14 protein-coding genes are annotated in these 14,563 nt (G+C 71.4%); 9 read left to right on the plus strand and 5 right to left on the minus strand.

The genetic code is table 11. The annotated features are described in order from the left end of the window. Positions 1–20 precede the first annotated feature (20 nt). The 3 genes from ABZK10_RS11005 to rfbB are packed head-to-tail and all read right to left on the minus strand — an operon-like array spanning position 21 to position 2,991. Positions 21–1,145, minus strand: a complete 1,125-nt coding sequence (locus ABZK10_RS11005; RefSeq protein WP_353809241.1) for a glycosyltransferase — start codon at positions 1,143–1,145, stop codon at positions 21–23. Next, on the minus strand, positions 1,142–1,993 hold the full coding sequence (gene rfbD, locus ABZK10_RS11010) for a dTDP-4-dehydrorhamnose reductase (protein WP_353809659.1): 852 nt from the start codon (positions 1,991–1,993) through the stop codon (positions 1,142–1,144). The genes ABZK10_RS11005 and rfbD overlap by 4 nt, the downstream gene beginning before the upstream one ends. A gap of 2 nt (positions 1,994–1,995) precedes the next feature. Next, the gene (rfbB, locus tag ABZK10_RS11015; protein WP_353809242.1) at positions 1,996–2,991 is read right to left on the minus strand and encodes a dTDP-glucose 4,6-dehydratase; all 996 of its coding nucleotides are present in this window, start codon (positions 2,989–2,991) and stop codon (positions 1,996–1,998) included. 98 nt (positions 2,992–3,089) lie between these two features. On the opposite strand from rfbB, the gene ABZK10_RS11020 reads away from it, so the two are divergent. The 5 genes from ABZK10_RS11020 to ABZK10_RS11040 all read left to right on the plus strand — a co-directional run bounded on the left by ABZK10_RS11020 (position 3,090) and on the right by ABZK10_RS11040 (position 7,927). Continuing rightward, the gene (locus ABZK10_RS11020; protein ID WP_353809243.1) at positions 3,090–4,073 is read left to right on the plus strand and encodes an ATP-grasp fold amidoligase family protein; all 984 of its coding nucleotides are present in this window, start codon (positions 3,090–3,092) and stop codon (positions 4,071–4,073) included. Between the two features lie 79 nt (positions 4,074–4,152). Continuing rightward, a complete protein-coding gene (rfbC, locus tag ABZK10_RS11025) occupies positions 4,153–4,761 on the plus strand; it encodes a dTDP-4-dehydrorhamnose 3,5-epimerase (RefSeq protein ID WP_353809244.1) in 609 nt (202 codons plus the stop codon). 4 nt (positions 4,762–4,765) lie between these two features. Further along, positions 4,766–5,629, plus strand: a complete 864-nt coding sequence (gene rfbA, locus ABZK10_RS11030; RefSeq protein WP_353809245.1) for a glucose-1-phosphate thymidylyltransferase RfbA — start codon at positions 4,766–4,768, stop codon at positions 5,627–5,629. Continuing rightward, positions 5,626–6,645 (plus strand): lysylphosphatidylglycerol synthase domain-containing protein, encoded by a 1,020-nt coding sequence (locus ABZK10_RS11035; protein WP_353809246.1) that lies wholly within the window; start codon positions 5,626–5,628, stop codon positions 6,643–6,645. Before rfbA ends, ABZK10_RS11035 begins: the two co-directional genes overlap by 4 nt. Further along, positions 6,638–7,927: a glycosyltransferase gene (locus tag ABZK10_RS11040; protein WP_353809247.1), complete on the plus strand. Its 1,290-nt coding sequence runs from the start codon at positions 6,638–6,640 to the stop codon at positions 7,925–7,927. Before ABZK10_RS11035 ends, ABZK10_RS11040 begins: the two co-directional genes overlap by 8 nt. On the opposite strand, the gene ABZK10_RS11045 is transcribed toward ABZK10_RS11040, so the two are convergent. Further along, the gene (locus ABZK10_RS11045) at positions 7,866–9,119 is read right to left on the minus strand and encodes an acyltransferase family protein (RefSeq protein WP_353809248.1); all 1,254 of its coding nucleotides are present in this window, start codon (positions 9,117–9,119) and stop codon (positions 7,866–7,868) included. The genes ABZK10_RS11040 and ABZK10_RS11045 overlap by 62 nt on opposite strands. Positions 9,120–9,295: 176 nt before the next feature. On the opposite strand from ABZK10_RS11045, the gene ABZK10_RS11050 reads away from it, so the two are divergent. Both ABZK10_RS11050 and ABZK10_RS11055 read left to right on the plus strand, forming a co-directional pair. Next, positions 9,296–10,537 carry a polysaccharide pyruvyl transferase family protein gene (locus ABZK10_RS11050; protein ID WP_353809249.1) on the plus strand — a complete coding sequence of 414 codons (1,242 nt, stop codon included), beginning with the start codon at positions 9,296–9,298 and terminating at the stop codon, positions 10,535–10,537. A gap of 142 nt (positions 10,538–10,679) precedes the next feature. Then, a complete protein-coding gene (locus tag ABZK10_RS11055; protein ID WP_353809250.1) occupies positions 10,680–11,732 on the plus strand; it encodes a hypothetical protein in 1,053 nt (350 codons plus the stop codon). Positions 11,733–11,779: 47 nt separating this feature from the next. Here ABZK10_RS11055 and ABZK10_RS11060 read toward each other — a convergent pair whose 3' ends face one another. Continuing rightward, positions 11,780–12,748, minus strand: a complete 969-nt coding sequence (locus tag ABZK10_RS11060; RefSeq protein WP_353809251.1) for a glycosyltransferase — start codon at positions 12,746–12,748, stop codon at positions 11,780–11,782. A gap of 45 nt (positions 12,749–12,793) precedes the next feature. On the opposite strand from ABZK10_RS11060, the gene ABZK10_RS11065 reads away from it, so the two are divergent. Together ABZK10_RS11065 and ABZK10_RS11070 are read left to right on the plus strand one after the other, a co-directional pair. After that, positions 12,794–13,078 (plus strand): hypothetical protein, encoded by a 285-nt coding sequence (locus tag ABZK10_RS11065; protein WP_353809252.1) that lies wholly within the window; start codon positions 12,794–12,796, stop codon positions 13,076–13,078. Beyond that, the gene (locus tag ABZK10_RS11070; RefSeq protein ID WP_353809253.1) at positions 13,075–14,559 is read left to right on the plus strand and encodes a glycosyltransferase family 2 protein; all 1,485 of its coding nucleotides are present in this window, start codon (positions 13,075–13,077) and stop codon (positions 14,557–14,559) included. Before ABZK10_RS11065 ends, ABZK10_RS11070 begins: the two co-directional genes overlap by 4 nt. The last annotated feature ends 4 nt before the right edge of the window (positions 14,560–14,563 follow it).

Here is a 14,563-nt window from a genome sequence, read left to right on the forward strand (position 1 = left end):
GCCGCCGGTCGGCGCCGGCCCTAGAGGTCGGCGTGCAGCTGCCAGACGCGCTCGCCGACGTCCTGCCAGGTGAACATGCGCGCGCGGTCGGAGCCCGCGATGGCGAGCTGCTCGCGGAGGCCGTCGTCGGAGGCGAGCCGGGCGAGCGCCGAGGCGATCCGGTCGGGCAGCGCCCGGTCGCGCTCCACGACGAGTGCCGCCCCGGCGGTCGTCTCGAGGAGGACCGGGGTGTCGGTGTGGACGACGGGCACGCCGAGCGAGAGCGCCTCGATGGTCGCCGTGGCGTCGCCCCACGCCGGGGAGGGGTCGAGGTGTGCGACCGCACCGGCCAGGACCGACGCGAGGTCGGCGGGCTCCGGCTCCGCGAGGACGCGCACGAGGGAACGAGGCAGCCCGTGCTCGGCCGCCGCATCCTCGACGGACCGGTCGTCCCAGACCGGCGGGCCGACCACGACGAGTCCGAGCCCGGAGGCCTCCGGGCGCACCAGCGCGGTGAACGCCTCGGCGAGTCCCGCGCGTGCGGCCGGGCCGCCCGTGACCACCGCGTAGCCGTCGCGGGGCAGTCCCAGGTCGCGCCGGCGCGCGTGCTGGTCGGACGGGAGTTCGAGGCCGGCGCGCGGCGCGGTGCCGATCACCCGGATGCGCTCCACGCCGATCCCGAAGTCGAGGAGGCGCTCCGCCATGGCGTGGGACGGCGCGATGATCGCATCGGCGTGCTTCCGCGCGCGCTTCAGCGTCGACTTGCGCCACGCGGCGGTCACGGTGCCGACCGACTGCGGGTCGTCCCAGGCCGCGCTGTCGTGCACGGTCACGACGACCTGGTCGCCCCCGCCCGCCTCGTGCCGGCGCAGCGGCGCGAGCAGGCCGGGGGCGTGCAGCATGCCGCCGACCCCGCCCATGCCGAGCGGCCACGCCGCCATCAGCTCGCGGCGGGGGAGGGTCGTGGCGCTGAGCCCGGCGAGCCCCGGCAGCTGGGACCGGATGCGGCGCTGGTCGCCCGACGAGGTCGCCGAGACGATGCCCCTGACGTCCCAGCCTGCGGGGGCGGCGGCGACGACGGCGCGCGTCAGGTCGGCGGCATAGCGCCCGAGCGGCCCCGGTGACGGGGCGGCGAGCTGATCGACGACGACCTGCAGCGTGCTCATTCGGCCGAGAGCACCCCCGCCCGGGCGGCGGCGGCCAGCGCCTCGCGCCAGTCGCGCGGCGGCTCGAGCCCGGCGCGTGCCCAGCCGTCGTGGCCGAGCACCGAGAAGCCCGGGCGCGGTGCGGGGCGGGGGAAGCTCGCGCTGTCGGTCGGGGTGATGCGCTCGGGGTCCAGGCCGGCCTCCTCCAGCACGGCGCGAGCGAAGCCGAACCAGCTGGTGCGCCCCCCGTTGGTGCCGTGGTAGATGCCCGCCGGTGCGTCGGAGTCGAGCAGCGCCACGATCCAGGCGGCGAGGTCGGCGGTCCACGTCGGCTGACCGAGCTGGTCGTCGACCACGCTCCAGGTCTCGCGCGCGGCGGCGAGCTTCAGCATGGTCGTGGCGAAGTTCGGGCCGTGCGCGCCGTAGAGCCAGGCGGTGCGCACGACGTAGGTGCCCTCCGGATGCGCGGCGAGTGCCAGCTCCTCGCCGGCGGCCTTCGTGCGGCCGTAGGCGTTGATCGGGTCGCGCGGCAGGTCCTCCGCGTACGGCTCGGTCGCCGTGCCGTCGAACACGTAGTCGGTGGAGATCGTCACGAGGCGTGCGCCCGTGGCCGCGCACGCCTCCGCGAGCAGGCGCGGGCCCGTCGCGTTCACCGCGTACGCCAGCTCCTCGTGCGACTCCGCGTCGTCGACCTTCGTGTAGGCGGCGCAGTTGACGACCACGTCGTGGCCGGCCACCGCCGCGGCGACCGCCGCCGCGTCCGTCACGTCGAGGTCGGCGCGCGCGAGCGCGGTCACGTCGCGGCCGGCGAGGGCCGCCTGCACGTCGCGACCGAGCATGCCGGCGGCGCCGGTGACGAGGACCCGCACGGTCACTGCCCCTGGGCCCGGTAGCGCGCCTCGGTGGCGTCCTTCTGCGGCGCCCACCAGTCCTCGTGGTCGCGGTACCAGTCGACCGTCGCGGCCAGGCCCGCCTCGAAGTCGCCGTACTGCGGGCTCCAGCCGAGCTCCTCGCGGAGCTTGGTCGAGTCGATCGCGTAGCGCAGGTCGTGGCCGGGGCGGTCGACCACGTGGTCGTACGCGTCGGCCGGCTGCCCGAGCGTGGTGAGGATCAGCTCGACGACGTCCTTGTTGTTCCGCTCGCCGTCGGCGCCGATGAGGTAGGTCTCGCCGATGCGGCCGCGCTCGAGGATGCGCAGCACCGCCGACGAGTGGTCGTCGGCGTGGATCCAGTCGCGGACGTTCTCGCCCGTGCCGTAGAGCTTCGGCCGCTCGCCGCGCAGCACGTTGGTGATCTGCCGCGGGATGAACTTCTCGACGTGCTGGTAGGGGCCGTAGTTGTTCGAGCAGTTGGAGATGGTCGCCCGCACGCCGAACGAGCGCACCCAGGCACGCACGAGCAGGTCGCTGCCCGCCTTCGTCGACGAGTACGGGCTCGACGGGTTGTACGGCGTCTGCTCGGTGAAGCGCGCCGGGTCGTCGAGCTCGAGGTCGCCGTAGACCTCGTCGGTCGAGATGTGGTGGTACCGCGTGCCGTGCCGGCGCGCCGCCTCGAGCAGCGTGTACGTGCCGATGATGTTGGTGTCGAGGAACGGGCGGGGGTCGTCCAGCGAGTTGTCGTTGTGGCTCTCGGCGGCGTAGTGCACGACGGCGTCGTGCGCGGCGAACAGCTCGTCCACGAGCGGCGCGTCGACGATGTCGCCGCGGACGAAGCGGAACCGGTCCTCGGGCAGCCCGTCGAGCGAGGCGAGGTTGCCCGCGTAGGTCAGCTTGTCGAGCACGGTCACGTCGTGGTCGGTGTGCTCGATCAGGTGGTGGACGAAGTTGGAGCCGATGAACCCGGCGCCGCCGGTGACGAGGAGCTTCATGTGTGCTGGTAAACCGTTCTGTCGCGGACCGTGCGATTGTACCGGGTGCAGGTGCGCAGCGACCGGCTCCCCCGGGCCGGGGGATAGCATGGTCCGCCGTGGAGCCACGCGAGGATGCAGCAGCAGTGCCGGGCGGGCTGCGGGGGCGCACCGCGGCCCGGCTGCGGCGGTGGCGCTCGGGGGTCCGCGTGCGCGTCGAGGAGGGGAACGGTGCGTGGCGCCTCCTCGGGCCGCTGCGGGACGCGCTCGCGCGCCGGCGCATCTCGCACGCGCTGCGCGACCTGTTCGTCGCGCGCAACGGCTACCGTCCGCACCTGCGCCGACCGCGGACGTTCAACGAGAAGATCCAGTGGCTGAAGCTCAACTACCACGACCCGCTGCAGACGCTCTGCTCCGACAAGCTCCGGATGCGCGAGTACGTCGGCCCGCTCATCGGCGAGGAGCACACGGTCGCGGTCCTCGGTTCGTACGCGCGCGGCGCAGACGTGGACTTCGACGCGCTGCCCGACCGCTACGTCCTCAAGGTCAACGACGGCTTCGCGATGAACATCGTGAACGACGGATCGCCCGGCTTCGACCGGGACGACGCGCGCACGCGGCTGGACGCGTGGATGGACGCGACCGATCGGCACTACATGTTCTCGTACGAGTGGGCCTACCGGGACATCGAGCCCCGGATCGTGTGCGAGGAGTACCTCGAGTCCGACGACCCCCGCGGCCTCGTGGACTACAAGGTGTGGTGCTTCAACGGGCGCCCCGAGGTCGTCCTCCACGCGGCCGGCCGGGACGTCCACTACACCCGCGACTACTTCGACACGAGCTGGAACCGGCTCGAGCACGTGCGCGGCGAGATGTCGCCGACGGTCCCGCCGAAGCCGGAGGCACTGGAGCGGATGCTGGAGCTGGCGACGCGCCTGTCGCAGCCGTTCCCCTTCGTCCGGGTTGACTTCTACGTCGTCCGCGGACGCATCCTCGTCGGCGAGCTGAGCTTCTACCCGAGCGCGGGGCTCGAGCCCTTCGACGACATCTCGTGGGACCGCCGGTTCGGCCGGATGCTCCGGCTGCCGCGTCCTCGGCGGTGAGACGGCGCGCCCGGACGCCCCGGCTCGGGGCCGCGCCGCCCGAATCGGGGGCCGGGGCACGCGTTGGTAGGATGCACCGGTGCAGATCCGCGAACTCGAGATCCCCGACAGCTACGAGATCACCCCGAAGCAGTTCGGCGACGACCGGGGGGTCTTCCTCGAGTGGTACCGATTCGACCGCCTCGAGGAGGCGGTGGGGCATCCGCTCTCCCTCGCGCAGGGGAACACGTCCGTCTCCAAGCGCGGCGTGGTGCGGGGCATCCACTTCGCCGACGTGCCGCCGAGCCAGGCGAAGTACGTGACCGCGACCCACGGCGCGGTGCTCGACTTCGTGATCGACATCCGCGTCGGATCGCCGACCTTCGGGAAGTGGGACTCGGTGCTGCTCGACGACGTCGACCGCCGGGCGATCTACATCGCCGAGGGGCTCGGCCACTGCTTCGTCGCGCTCACCGACGACGCGACGGTCAGCTACCTGGTCACGTCGACGTTCAACGCCGAGCGCGAGCACGGCATCGATCCGCTCGACCCCGACGTCGCCCTCGAGTTCCCCGCTGCCGCGGGCGAGCCCCTGCTGTCGCCGAAGGACACGGCCGCGCCGAGCCTGGCCGAGGCGGCGGCATCCGGCCTGCTGCCCACCTGGGAGGCGGCGCGGGCCTACTACGACGCACTCAACGAGGGAGCCTGAGCACATGCGCGGCATCATCTTGGCCGGAGGTTCGGGCACCCGACTCTGGCCGATCACCAAGGGCATCTCCAAGCAGCTGATGCCGATCTACGACAAGCCGATGATCTACTACCCGCTGTCGACGCTGATGATGGCGGGAATCCGCGACATCCTGATCATCACGACGCCCGAGTACAACGACCAGTTCCGCGCGCTGCTCGGCGACGGCGCCGACCTCGGCGTGCGGATCGAGTACGCGGTGCAGCCCTCGCCCGACGGCCTCGCGCAGGCGTTCATCATCGGCGAGGAGTTCATCGGCGACGACAGCGTCGCGCTCGTGCTCGGCGACAACATCTTCCACGGCTCGGGCCTCGGCACCGCCCTGCAGGCCCACACCGACATCGACGGCGCCGTGATCTTCGCCTACCAGGTGAGCGACCCCACCGCCTACGGCGTGGTCGAGTTCGACGACGACTTCCGCGCGATCTCGATCGAGGAGAAGCCGTCCGAGCCGAAGAGCGACTACGCGGTGCCCGGCCTCTACTTCTACGACAACGAGGTGGTCGAGATCGCGAAGACGATCGAGCCCAGTGCGCGCGGCGAGCTGGAGATCTCCACGGTCAACGAGCGCTACCTCGAGCGCGGGAACCTCCAGGTGCAGGTGCTCGACCGCGGCACGGCGTGGCTCGACACGGGCACCTTCGAGTCGATGATGCAGGCGTCCGAGTTCGTGCGGGTCATCGAGGACCGGCAGGGCTTCAAGATCGGATGCATCGAGGAGATCGCCTGGCGTGCCGGATGGATCACCGACGACCAGCTCGCCGACCTCGCGGCGCCGCTGGTGAAGAGCGGGTACGGCACGCACCTGCTGCGGCTGATCCGTCGATGACCGATCCCGGCCCCGACCTCGAGCCGGAGCCCGCCGAGGCGCCGAAGCGCTCGTCCGGGCGCATCCGGAACCTCCTGGTCAAGGCCTTCCCGCCGGTCTTCTACGGCCTGCTGCTGGTCTTCCTGGCCGTCTACATCGTCAGCGTCGACTGGTCGGTGCTCGAGGACATCACCTTCCAGGTCTGGCCGCTCGTGGTCGCCACGATCGTCAGCCTCGGCTTCCGCTACTGGGGCATCGGCATCTGGTTCCTCCTGCTGCGGCGGCTCGGCGGCACCGATCTGCGCGGGCACTACCGCGAGCTGTCCTACATCTACGCGAAGTCGTGGCTCGGCCGGTACATCCCCGGGGCGGCCACGTGGATCCTCGGCAAGGTCTACTTCGCCTCGCGTCACGGCGTGCCGCGGGCCCGCCTCGCGGTGAGCGGCCTGCTCGAGGGTGCGCTGCAGATCCTCGCGACCCTCATCGTGGGCCTCGCCCTCGTGCTCCTGGACCCGCGGGCGGCGTCGATCGAGGGCTGGGTGCGCTGGAGCCTCGTCGGACTGCTCGTCGCCGGGGTGATCGTGCTCATCCCGCCGGTCTTCTCCCGCCTGCTGCAATTCGCGATGCGCCTGCTGCGGCGGAACCCGCTCGCCGCCGAGGACCTGCCGGGCTGGCGCGTCATCGGTGAGGGCGTCGGGCTCTACGCCGTCGGCGTGCTGCTGACCGGCGTGAGCTACTACCTGGTCGTCGTGGCGATCAACCCCCAGACGGGCGTCGAGGACCTGCTCTACATCGTCGGCGCCGCGAGCCTCGCGAGCGCCGTGAGCATGGTCGCGGTGTTCGCGCCCGGCGGCATCGGCGTGCGCGAGGGCACGCTCGCGCTGCTCCTGGCCGCCGTGATGCCGTCGCAGATCGCGCTGGTGATCGTCGTCGTGCTGCGGGTGTGGAGCGTCGCGGTCGACCTGCTGTTCTACGTCGTCGCCTGGGCGGCGCGGCCCCGCTCGCTGCGCCCCGGGAAGGAGCCCGCGGATGCCTGAGCCGACCGAGACGCCGACGCGCCGCGTCCTCGTGGTCGCCTCCACGTTCCCGGCGTCGCCGACCGACCCGGTGCCGGCGTTCGTGCGCGACCAGGTGATCGCGCTCGACCGACTGCTCCCGGACACGCGGTTCACCGTACTCGCGCCGCACGACGCGCGCAGTCGCACCACGTCGACCAGCGTGCACGAGTCGTACGACGAGCACCGCTTCCACTACATGTTCCCGCGGCGGTGGGAACGGCTCGCGGGTCGCGGCATCATGCCCGAGATCCGCCGCAGCCCGCTGATGCTCCTCGTCGTGCCGTTCCTGTTCCTCGGCGAGTACCGGGCCGTGCGGCGGCTCGTCCGTGAGGAGCGTCCGGACCTGCTCTACGCGCACTGGTTCACGCCGCAGGCGATGGTGTGCGCGGCGGTCGGCCGGCGCGCCGGCATCCGCACCGTGTTCACCACGCACGCCTCGGACATCGCGGTCTGGGGCCGCTTCGGCGGCCTCGGGCGACGGCTCGTCCGCACGGCGGTGGATCGCTCAGCCCGCTTCACCGCGGTCAGCCGCCGCTCACTCGAGCGCGCGCGACGCTTCTTCACCGACGCCCAGTGGGCCGCAGTGCTGGAGAAGTCCGCCGTGATCCCGATGGGCGTCGACCTGCCCGATCCCGCCGGCGATGAGGGCGTGGCCGCGTTCCGGGCCGAGCAGGGGCTCGATGATCGCAGGGTGGTGCTGTTCGTGGGCCGGCTCGCGGCCAAGAAGGGCGTGCCGGTCCTGCTCGAGGCGATGCCGCGCATCGTCCGGGAGTTCCCGGACGTGGCACTCGTCGTGGCGGGCGAGGGACCGGACGGCGACGCGATCCGCGCGCAGGCCGCCGAGTCGGGGCTCGGGGACGCCGTGCGCTTCGCCGGATACGTGTCGGGGGCGACCAAGGACGCGTGGTACCGCGTCGCCGAGATGTCGGTCATCCCGTCGATCGAGACGGCCGACGGCGACGCCGAGGGGCTGCCCGTGTCGCTGCTCGAGGCGCTCGCCTACGGCAATCCCACGGTCGCGACCGAGGCCAGCGTCGCGGGCGAGGTCATGACCGACGGCGTCGAGGGCCGCATCTGCACCTCGGGAGACGCCGAGGCGCTCGCGGAGGCGCTCGCCGACGTGCTGGGGCGCGCCGATGCGGACCGGGCCGCCATGTCGACCGCGGCGCGCTCGACCGCCGAGCGGTACGGCTGGCCGGTCATCGCCGAGCGGACGTCGGCGTTCCTGTTCGAGGGGCTGCCGGACCCGGGTCGCGCCTGAGGACGGCGGGCTCGGCATCGTCCTCGTCCGAGATGCCCTCGTGCCGGGCGCGCGCGAGTTCGTCGCTCGCGTGGCGTTGCCGGTGGTTCAGGAAGTGGCGCTCGACGGCGAGGTAGAACAGCCAGCAGACGACGAGCACCAGCGGTACGACGACGAGCGTCAGCAGCAGGTACTGGCGCATCGTCGACAGGCCCAGCGGAAGCAGCAGCAGGTTCGCCATGCCGAGCAGCGGACTGTGCACGAGGTACACGCTGTAGGAGATCAGCCCGAGGAAGAGCGCGGGGCGTGACGCGAACGGTCGGAGCGCGAGCGGCGTGCGGCCCTTCCGCGCGGCGCGCCCGCCCCAGACCAGGATGGTCGCCAGCAGGATGGCGACGGCCGTCTCGAACGCTGCCACGGGTGGCACCATCATGATCTCGCCCGCCCGGCGCAGGTTCCAGACGACCACGACGAGCACGGCGGCGAGCGCCATGGCCGTGCGCACCCCGCGGACGCGTCGATCGCTCATGGTGATCTGCGCGGCGAGCATGCCGGCGGCGAAGAGGGCGATGAACCACGGATGCGCGTAGCCGATCCGTGCGGTGACCGCCGGGCTCATCGAGACCACGAGGAGCCCGGTGACCACGAGCCAGCCGGGCACCCGTCGCCAGAGCAGGAGCAGGAGCGGCATCAGGAAGTAGATGTGCCACTCGACGGCGACGCTCCAGAGCGGCCCGCTGATCTTGCCGATCCAGTTCGGGGAGAAGTCGTGCGCGAGGAACAGGTGGGCCAGGATCGACTTCCAGGTCACGGGGACCTTGGAATCCCACTGCGTGCCGCCGTGGGACTGCATGACCGGCACCGCGGCGATGAGGATCAGCGTCAGCACCAGCGCCGCGTAGTAGGGCGGCAGGATGCGCCGGGCGCGGCGCTTCAGGAAGTCCCACGTCCCCCGGCGGAACCAGAGTCGTTCCGAGGTGACGACGGGGAGCATGAGGACGAAGCCGGAGAGCACGATGAAGATCGGCACGCCGACGTAGCCCATGCCGATGACGCTCTGCCAGACGGGCATCCGCTCGGCCGCATCTCCGCGCATGCCGGTGAACAGGAACGCGTGGTACACGACGACCAGCAGCGCCGCAGCACCCCGGAAACCGTCGACGAACGGGAACTCGGGCCTGGCGGGTGCCGGCGCGGTCGCGATTCCGGGCATCGGGCGAGCCTACGTGATGCGTGGCACGCCGCTTCGCCGTTGTGGAGTACTCATCGACACATGCGGCATAATCGAACTCGTCGTCCTCGGTGCGCTGTGTCCACACCGGCCGCACCGGAGCCCGACGATCTCCCCGCATCCTTACTCCTTCGTGACCTGACGGGACGAACGCTCACGTGCGTGTACTCATCATCAACAGCGACTCCCCGCGCAACCGCGGCGACCGCGCCATCCTCGCCGGCCTCATCGAGACGGTGCGCGGCCGCTGGCCCGACGCCTCGATCTGGTCGCTCTCGCAGTACGCCGAGCGCGACGAGGAGTGGTTCGGCATCCGCTTCCTGCCCGTCTCGCCCTACAGCGTGAACCCGCTCGACCTCCTGCGGCTGCTCCGGTTCGCGCGGCGCTTCGACGTGGTGCTCTGGGGCGGCGGGGAGATCCTGAAGGACTACACGAACCAGGCGGGGCTCGTCTACTGGGCCATGAAGATGCTCTTCGTGTCGTGGGTGAACCCGCGGCTGTACGGCGCGTACCAGGGGATCGGGCCGACGCGGGCCGCGACGAGCAAGCGGCTCATCCGCTTCGCCGCCGACCGCACCCGCGGGTTCCTCGTCCGCGACGCCGAATCCCGGCAGAAGCTCGTCGACTGGGGCGTTCGCGCGCCCGTCGTGGAGTCGTACGACCCCGCCGTCGCTGCGCCGGTCGCCGAGTGGAACGACGCGCTCGCCGCGCGGGTGGCGACGGCGCTCGACGTCGAGCCCGGGTTCCTGGGCGACATGCTCGGCGTCGGGGTGCGGCGCTGGTTCCACTACAAGCAGGGCGCAGTGCTGCCGTTCGCGCTGCGGCGGCGGTCCGCGGTGGAGTCGGAGGGGCCGGAGTTCGCTCGCTACCGCGACGCGCTCGTGGAGCTCATCGACCGCGAGATGGAGCGGCGCGGCGGCACGGTGCTCTTCTTCCCCATGCACATGTCCGCCAGCGAGGGCGACGACGCGCTCGCGCACGACATCATCTCGCGGCTGCGCTCGCCGGAACGGGCGCGCGTGCTCGACGCCGACGTGCTCTCGCCCGCCGAGTTCACGGCGCTCGTCGGGCGATGCCGCGCGTTCCTCGCGTCTCGACTGCACTCCGCGATCCTCGCGGCCGTCGCCGGCGTGCCGGCAACCGTCCTCTACTACGTCGACAAGGGGCGGCTCTTCTTCGAGCAGCTCGGCCTGCAGGAGCTGTCCCGGCCGATCGACATCCTCCTGGAGGACGGGGCCGTCGACGAGGTCGAGGGGCTCATCGAGCGGCTGTACGTCGACCGCGAGGCCATCACCGGGCGACTCCGGGAACGCCTGGGGGAGATGACCGACCGGGTGTCGGCCGACTTCGCCGCGGTCGTTCCCGGGCGGGTCCCGGCATCCGGCGACGCGACGAACTGAGTCGCGGACGTCCCGTAGCGGAACTCGATCCGGGGCGGGCACCGGCAGATAACGGCCTCGCAACGTCATCCGGTCCGGCCTTGGGATAACTCCGTCCGGCCCGTTCGGTCCACGTACAGTTCCGTGGAACGAAAGATGAACAATGCGTGAATACCTCTTCTACGGCCTGCTGAACGTCCGACTCGAGACCCGACACCGCGGTTGGATCGACTACTTCGACAACGAGTACGACCGGATCGCCGACCCCACCGCCTCCGCGAGCGAGGCACGTGTCACGATCGACGTGAAGCTCGTCGACCGCCTCCCCGAGCGGGAGGACGGCGACGTCGTCCGCGAGGAGCGGTTCAAGGGGCTGTTCCGGTACGCGTCCCTCGTGCGCGGCATCGACACCGCGCACGTGACCGTGTACTTCCGGCACCACTGGATCGACCGCGTCTACATGAACGCGATCGGCGTGTACCTGCAGGCGCAGATCCTCGAGCCGGTCATGTACGCGAAGCTGCTCGGCCTCGACGTGCTGCTGATGCACGCCGGCGGCGTGGCGAGCGACGAGAAGGGCTTCCTGCTGCCCGCGTACGGCGGCACCGGCAAGACGACCCTGAGCATGGCACTCATGGCGACCGGCTACCGCCTGCTCGGCGACGATCTCCTGTTCGTCGAGACCCGCACCGGCATCGTGCACCCGTACCCGCGCCCGCTGCACATCTTCACCTACAACGTGGACAACCTGATCGGCGCGAAGGTGCCGTTCAAGTACCGGGTCGCGGTGCGCACCAAGAACATCCTGCGCTTCTTCCTCGAGGGCATCCTGCGCCGCGAGTTCCTCATCTCGACGCGCATCCACGCCGACGAGCTCTACGAGGGCGACGTGTTCGCGCACGCCGTGCCGTACACCGCGGTGGCCTTCCTGCGGAAGGAGGGGGACGCCATCGAGGCGGTCGAGATCGGCGACGACAACGTCGAGGACATCGCCCGCCAGATCGCCTCCTCGGAGGACCTCAACGACAGCCTCTGGGCACTGCTCGGCGACTCCCCGCTCGTGGCGGCCTTCCAGGCGGAGGAGCTGCGCGTCATCACCACCCTGCTGCGCCAGTTCCGGGCCATCGCGTTCGTGAACACGCGGCAGATGGACCTCACGCAGCCGAACGACCTGGTCGAGCTGCTGGAGTCCGACCAGCGGTTGCTCCCCGCCTGAGTCCGACCGGGTGCGCCGGACCGGCGGTCGCGGCCCGCGACCGCGGGTCAGGCGCCCCGGAGGAACCTGCCGAGCCCGGCGGGCACGGGCCCCCGGATGCGCAGGAGCCCGTGCACCCCGCCCGCGGCGATCGCGACGGTGTGCCGGAAGCGGTGCGGCCCGCTGAGGATCGCGTCGATCCCCGGTCCGGTCTGGCGCTTGACGACCGCCAGCGTCCAGCGGCGATGGGTGCGGAAGTAGCGGAAGACCATGTCGACGTTGTTCCGCGTGATGTAGTACTGACGGAATGGCGAGTGGTACTGGTACTCGAACGTGCCGTTGCGGTTGCGCCGGCGGACGCCGAACGGGCGGTACGGCACCATCTCGCCGAGCTCGTGGGCGATGTCGGTGCCGTCGGCGACGGCGATGCGGAAGCCGTGGGCGCGTACCCGCAGGCAGAACTCGGTGTCCACGCAGTCGATGACCAGGCGTTCGTCGAACAGCCCGGCGCCCTCGAGGCACTCGCGGGAGATCACGAAGCCGGACTGGATCGCCTCGGGAACCAGCCCGATGCCCTCGGGGGAGCGCCAGGTCGGGATCGAGGGGGCGCCGTTCACGGCGTCGGTGCAGACGATGCCGAGGCGCGTGACGGGATTCGCCTTGGCGAAGGTGGCCAGGCACGCGGCGACGTACCCTTCCGGCAGGAGCGTGTCCTGGTCGGTGTTCACCACGTAGTCGGCACCGTCGTCGAGCGCGGCGCGCACGCCCGCGTTCAGCGCCGCAGCGATGCCCGCGTTGCGCTCGAGCCGGAGCACGCGGATGCCGTGCCCGGAGAGTTCCTCGACCACCGCATCCGCCGCCGAACCCGATCCGTCGTCGACGGCATGGACCGCATCCACCTGCGCGGCGAGCGCGATGAGGTTCCCGACGACGCGCTCGTCGGGACGGTACAGCGGGACCACGGCGAGGATGCGCGGGGCGCTCGCGTCCCCGGTCCCGCGGGCACGGGCGTCGCGGGTCGTCTTCGGCTCTGGCACTACGCTAGTTTAGGTCGGTCGTCGAGAGGATCGGTGCGAGGGAACGTGAACGAAGCCGCAGGCCAGGGGTGGGCCGATGACGCCGCAGGCGTCGAGTTGAGCCCCGATGAGCGGGCCGCCGAGGAGCGGCTGGAACTGCTGGATCGCATCGCGGGACTCGAGGCCCAGGTGGCGGAGTTGCGCAGCACCGCGCTGCTGTCGCCGACCGAGACGGTCGCGCTCGAGCGCGACCTCGCGGCCACGCACAACTCCACGACGTGGAAGGTCGGCCGCGCCGTGCTGTTCCCGGTGCGGGCCCTGCGCTACGCGAAGCGGCGGTTCCTGAGTTGAGCGACGGACCCCGCCGGGTGGCGGCGTGGATCGACGCTGCCGGTCACGGTGACGCCGACATCGACGAGATGGTGGCGTCGCTCGTCGCTGCGGGCCTGGCCGCCGAGGACATCCACGTCGTCGTGCCGGAGCCCGAGGCCGGCGCCCGGCCGGACGGCGTCGCCGTCGTCACCGCCGACGCCGTGGAGCTCGACCGGACGTGGCGGGCCTCCGACGCCGAGTTCCTGATGCTCGTCCGCCGAGGTCGCGCGGTGCCCGAGGCGGTGACCCGCGTCACGACGTTCCTCGACCGCTTCCCCGAGATCGACGTCGTGTACGGGGACTCCGTGACCGTGCAGGACGCGAGCCCACTCACGCGCCCCCGGTTCTCGCCGCTGCGCCTCCGCAGCAACGACTACCTCGGGCCGATCGTCGTCGTGCGACGCACGGTGCTCGAGCGGCTCGGCGGGTTCCGCCACGAGGCGCGCCGCGCGCAGGTGCTCGACCTCGTCCTGCGGGCCGACGAGGCGGGCCTCACGGTCGCGCTGGACCCCGAGATCCTGGCGCGCGAGGACCTCGCCGACGTGGACTTCGCCTCGAGCGAGGCGGCGCAGCTGCGGGTCGTGCGCGACCACCTCGAGCGAAGCGGCGCGAGGGCCGAGATCGAATCGGTGCGTCCGTACATCCGCCGGTTGCGGTACGGGATCGTCGGCGATCCGACGGTCTCGATCGTGATCCCGACCCGCGGTGGCTCGGCCCACGTCGCCGGGTCGGACCGGGTACTGGTGGTGGAGGCGATCCGCGGAATCGTCGAGCGCTCCACCTACCGCAACCTCGAGTTCGTGGTGGTGTGCGACCGCGAGACCCCGGACACGGTGGTCGACGAACTCCGATCGCTCTGCGGCGATCGGCTGCGCATCGTGCTGTGGGATGCCCCGTTCAACTTCAGCGCGAAGATGAACCGCGGCGCGGCGGCGGCGACCGGCGACTACCTCCTGCTGCTCAACGACGACGTCGAGGTGGTCACCGACGACTGGATCGAGACGATGCTCGGACTCGCCCAGCAGCGCGGCGTGGGCATGGTGGGCGCCATGCTCTACTTCGAGGACTCGACCATCCAGCATGCCGGACAGGTCTACACGGGCGGCGTCGCCGGCCACGCCGCCTTCGGCTGGCCCGGCGGGCGGGACGACGTGCTCGGGTCGCTCGTGACCGACCACGAGGTCTCGGGCGTCACGGCGGCGTGTGCGCTCGTCGCGCGCGACGTGTACGCGGAGGTCGGCGGGTTCACGCTCGCCCTCCCCGGCAACTACAACGACGTCGACCTCAACATGAAGATCCGGCAGACCGGTCGGTCCATCGTGTTCACTCCCTGGGCGCGGCTGTACCACTTCGAGTCGAAGTCCCGCGATCCGCGCATCCTCCCCACCGACATCGAGACCCTGCAGTCGCGGTGGCTTCGGCGGATGCAGGTCGAGATGTACTCGCGCATGCTCTTCTGAACGG

Origin of the sequence: Agromyces sp. SYSU T00194, from assembly GCF_040496035.1 — a bacterium.
GTDB classification, from domain to species: domain Bacteria; phylum Actinomycetota; class Actinomycetes; order Actinomycetales; family Microbacteriaceae; genus Agromyces; species Agromyces chitinivorans.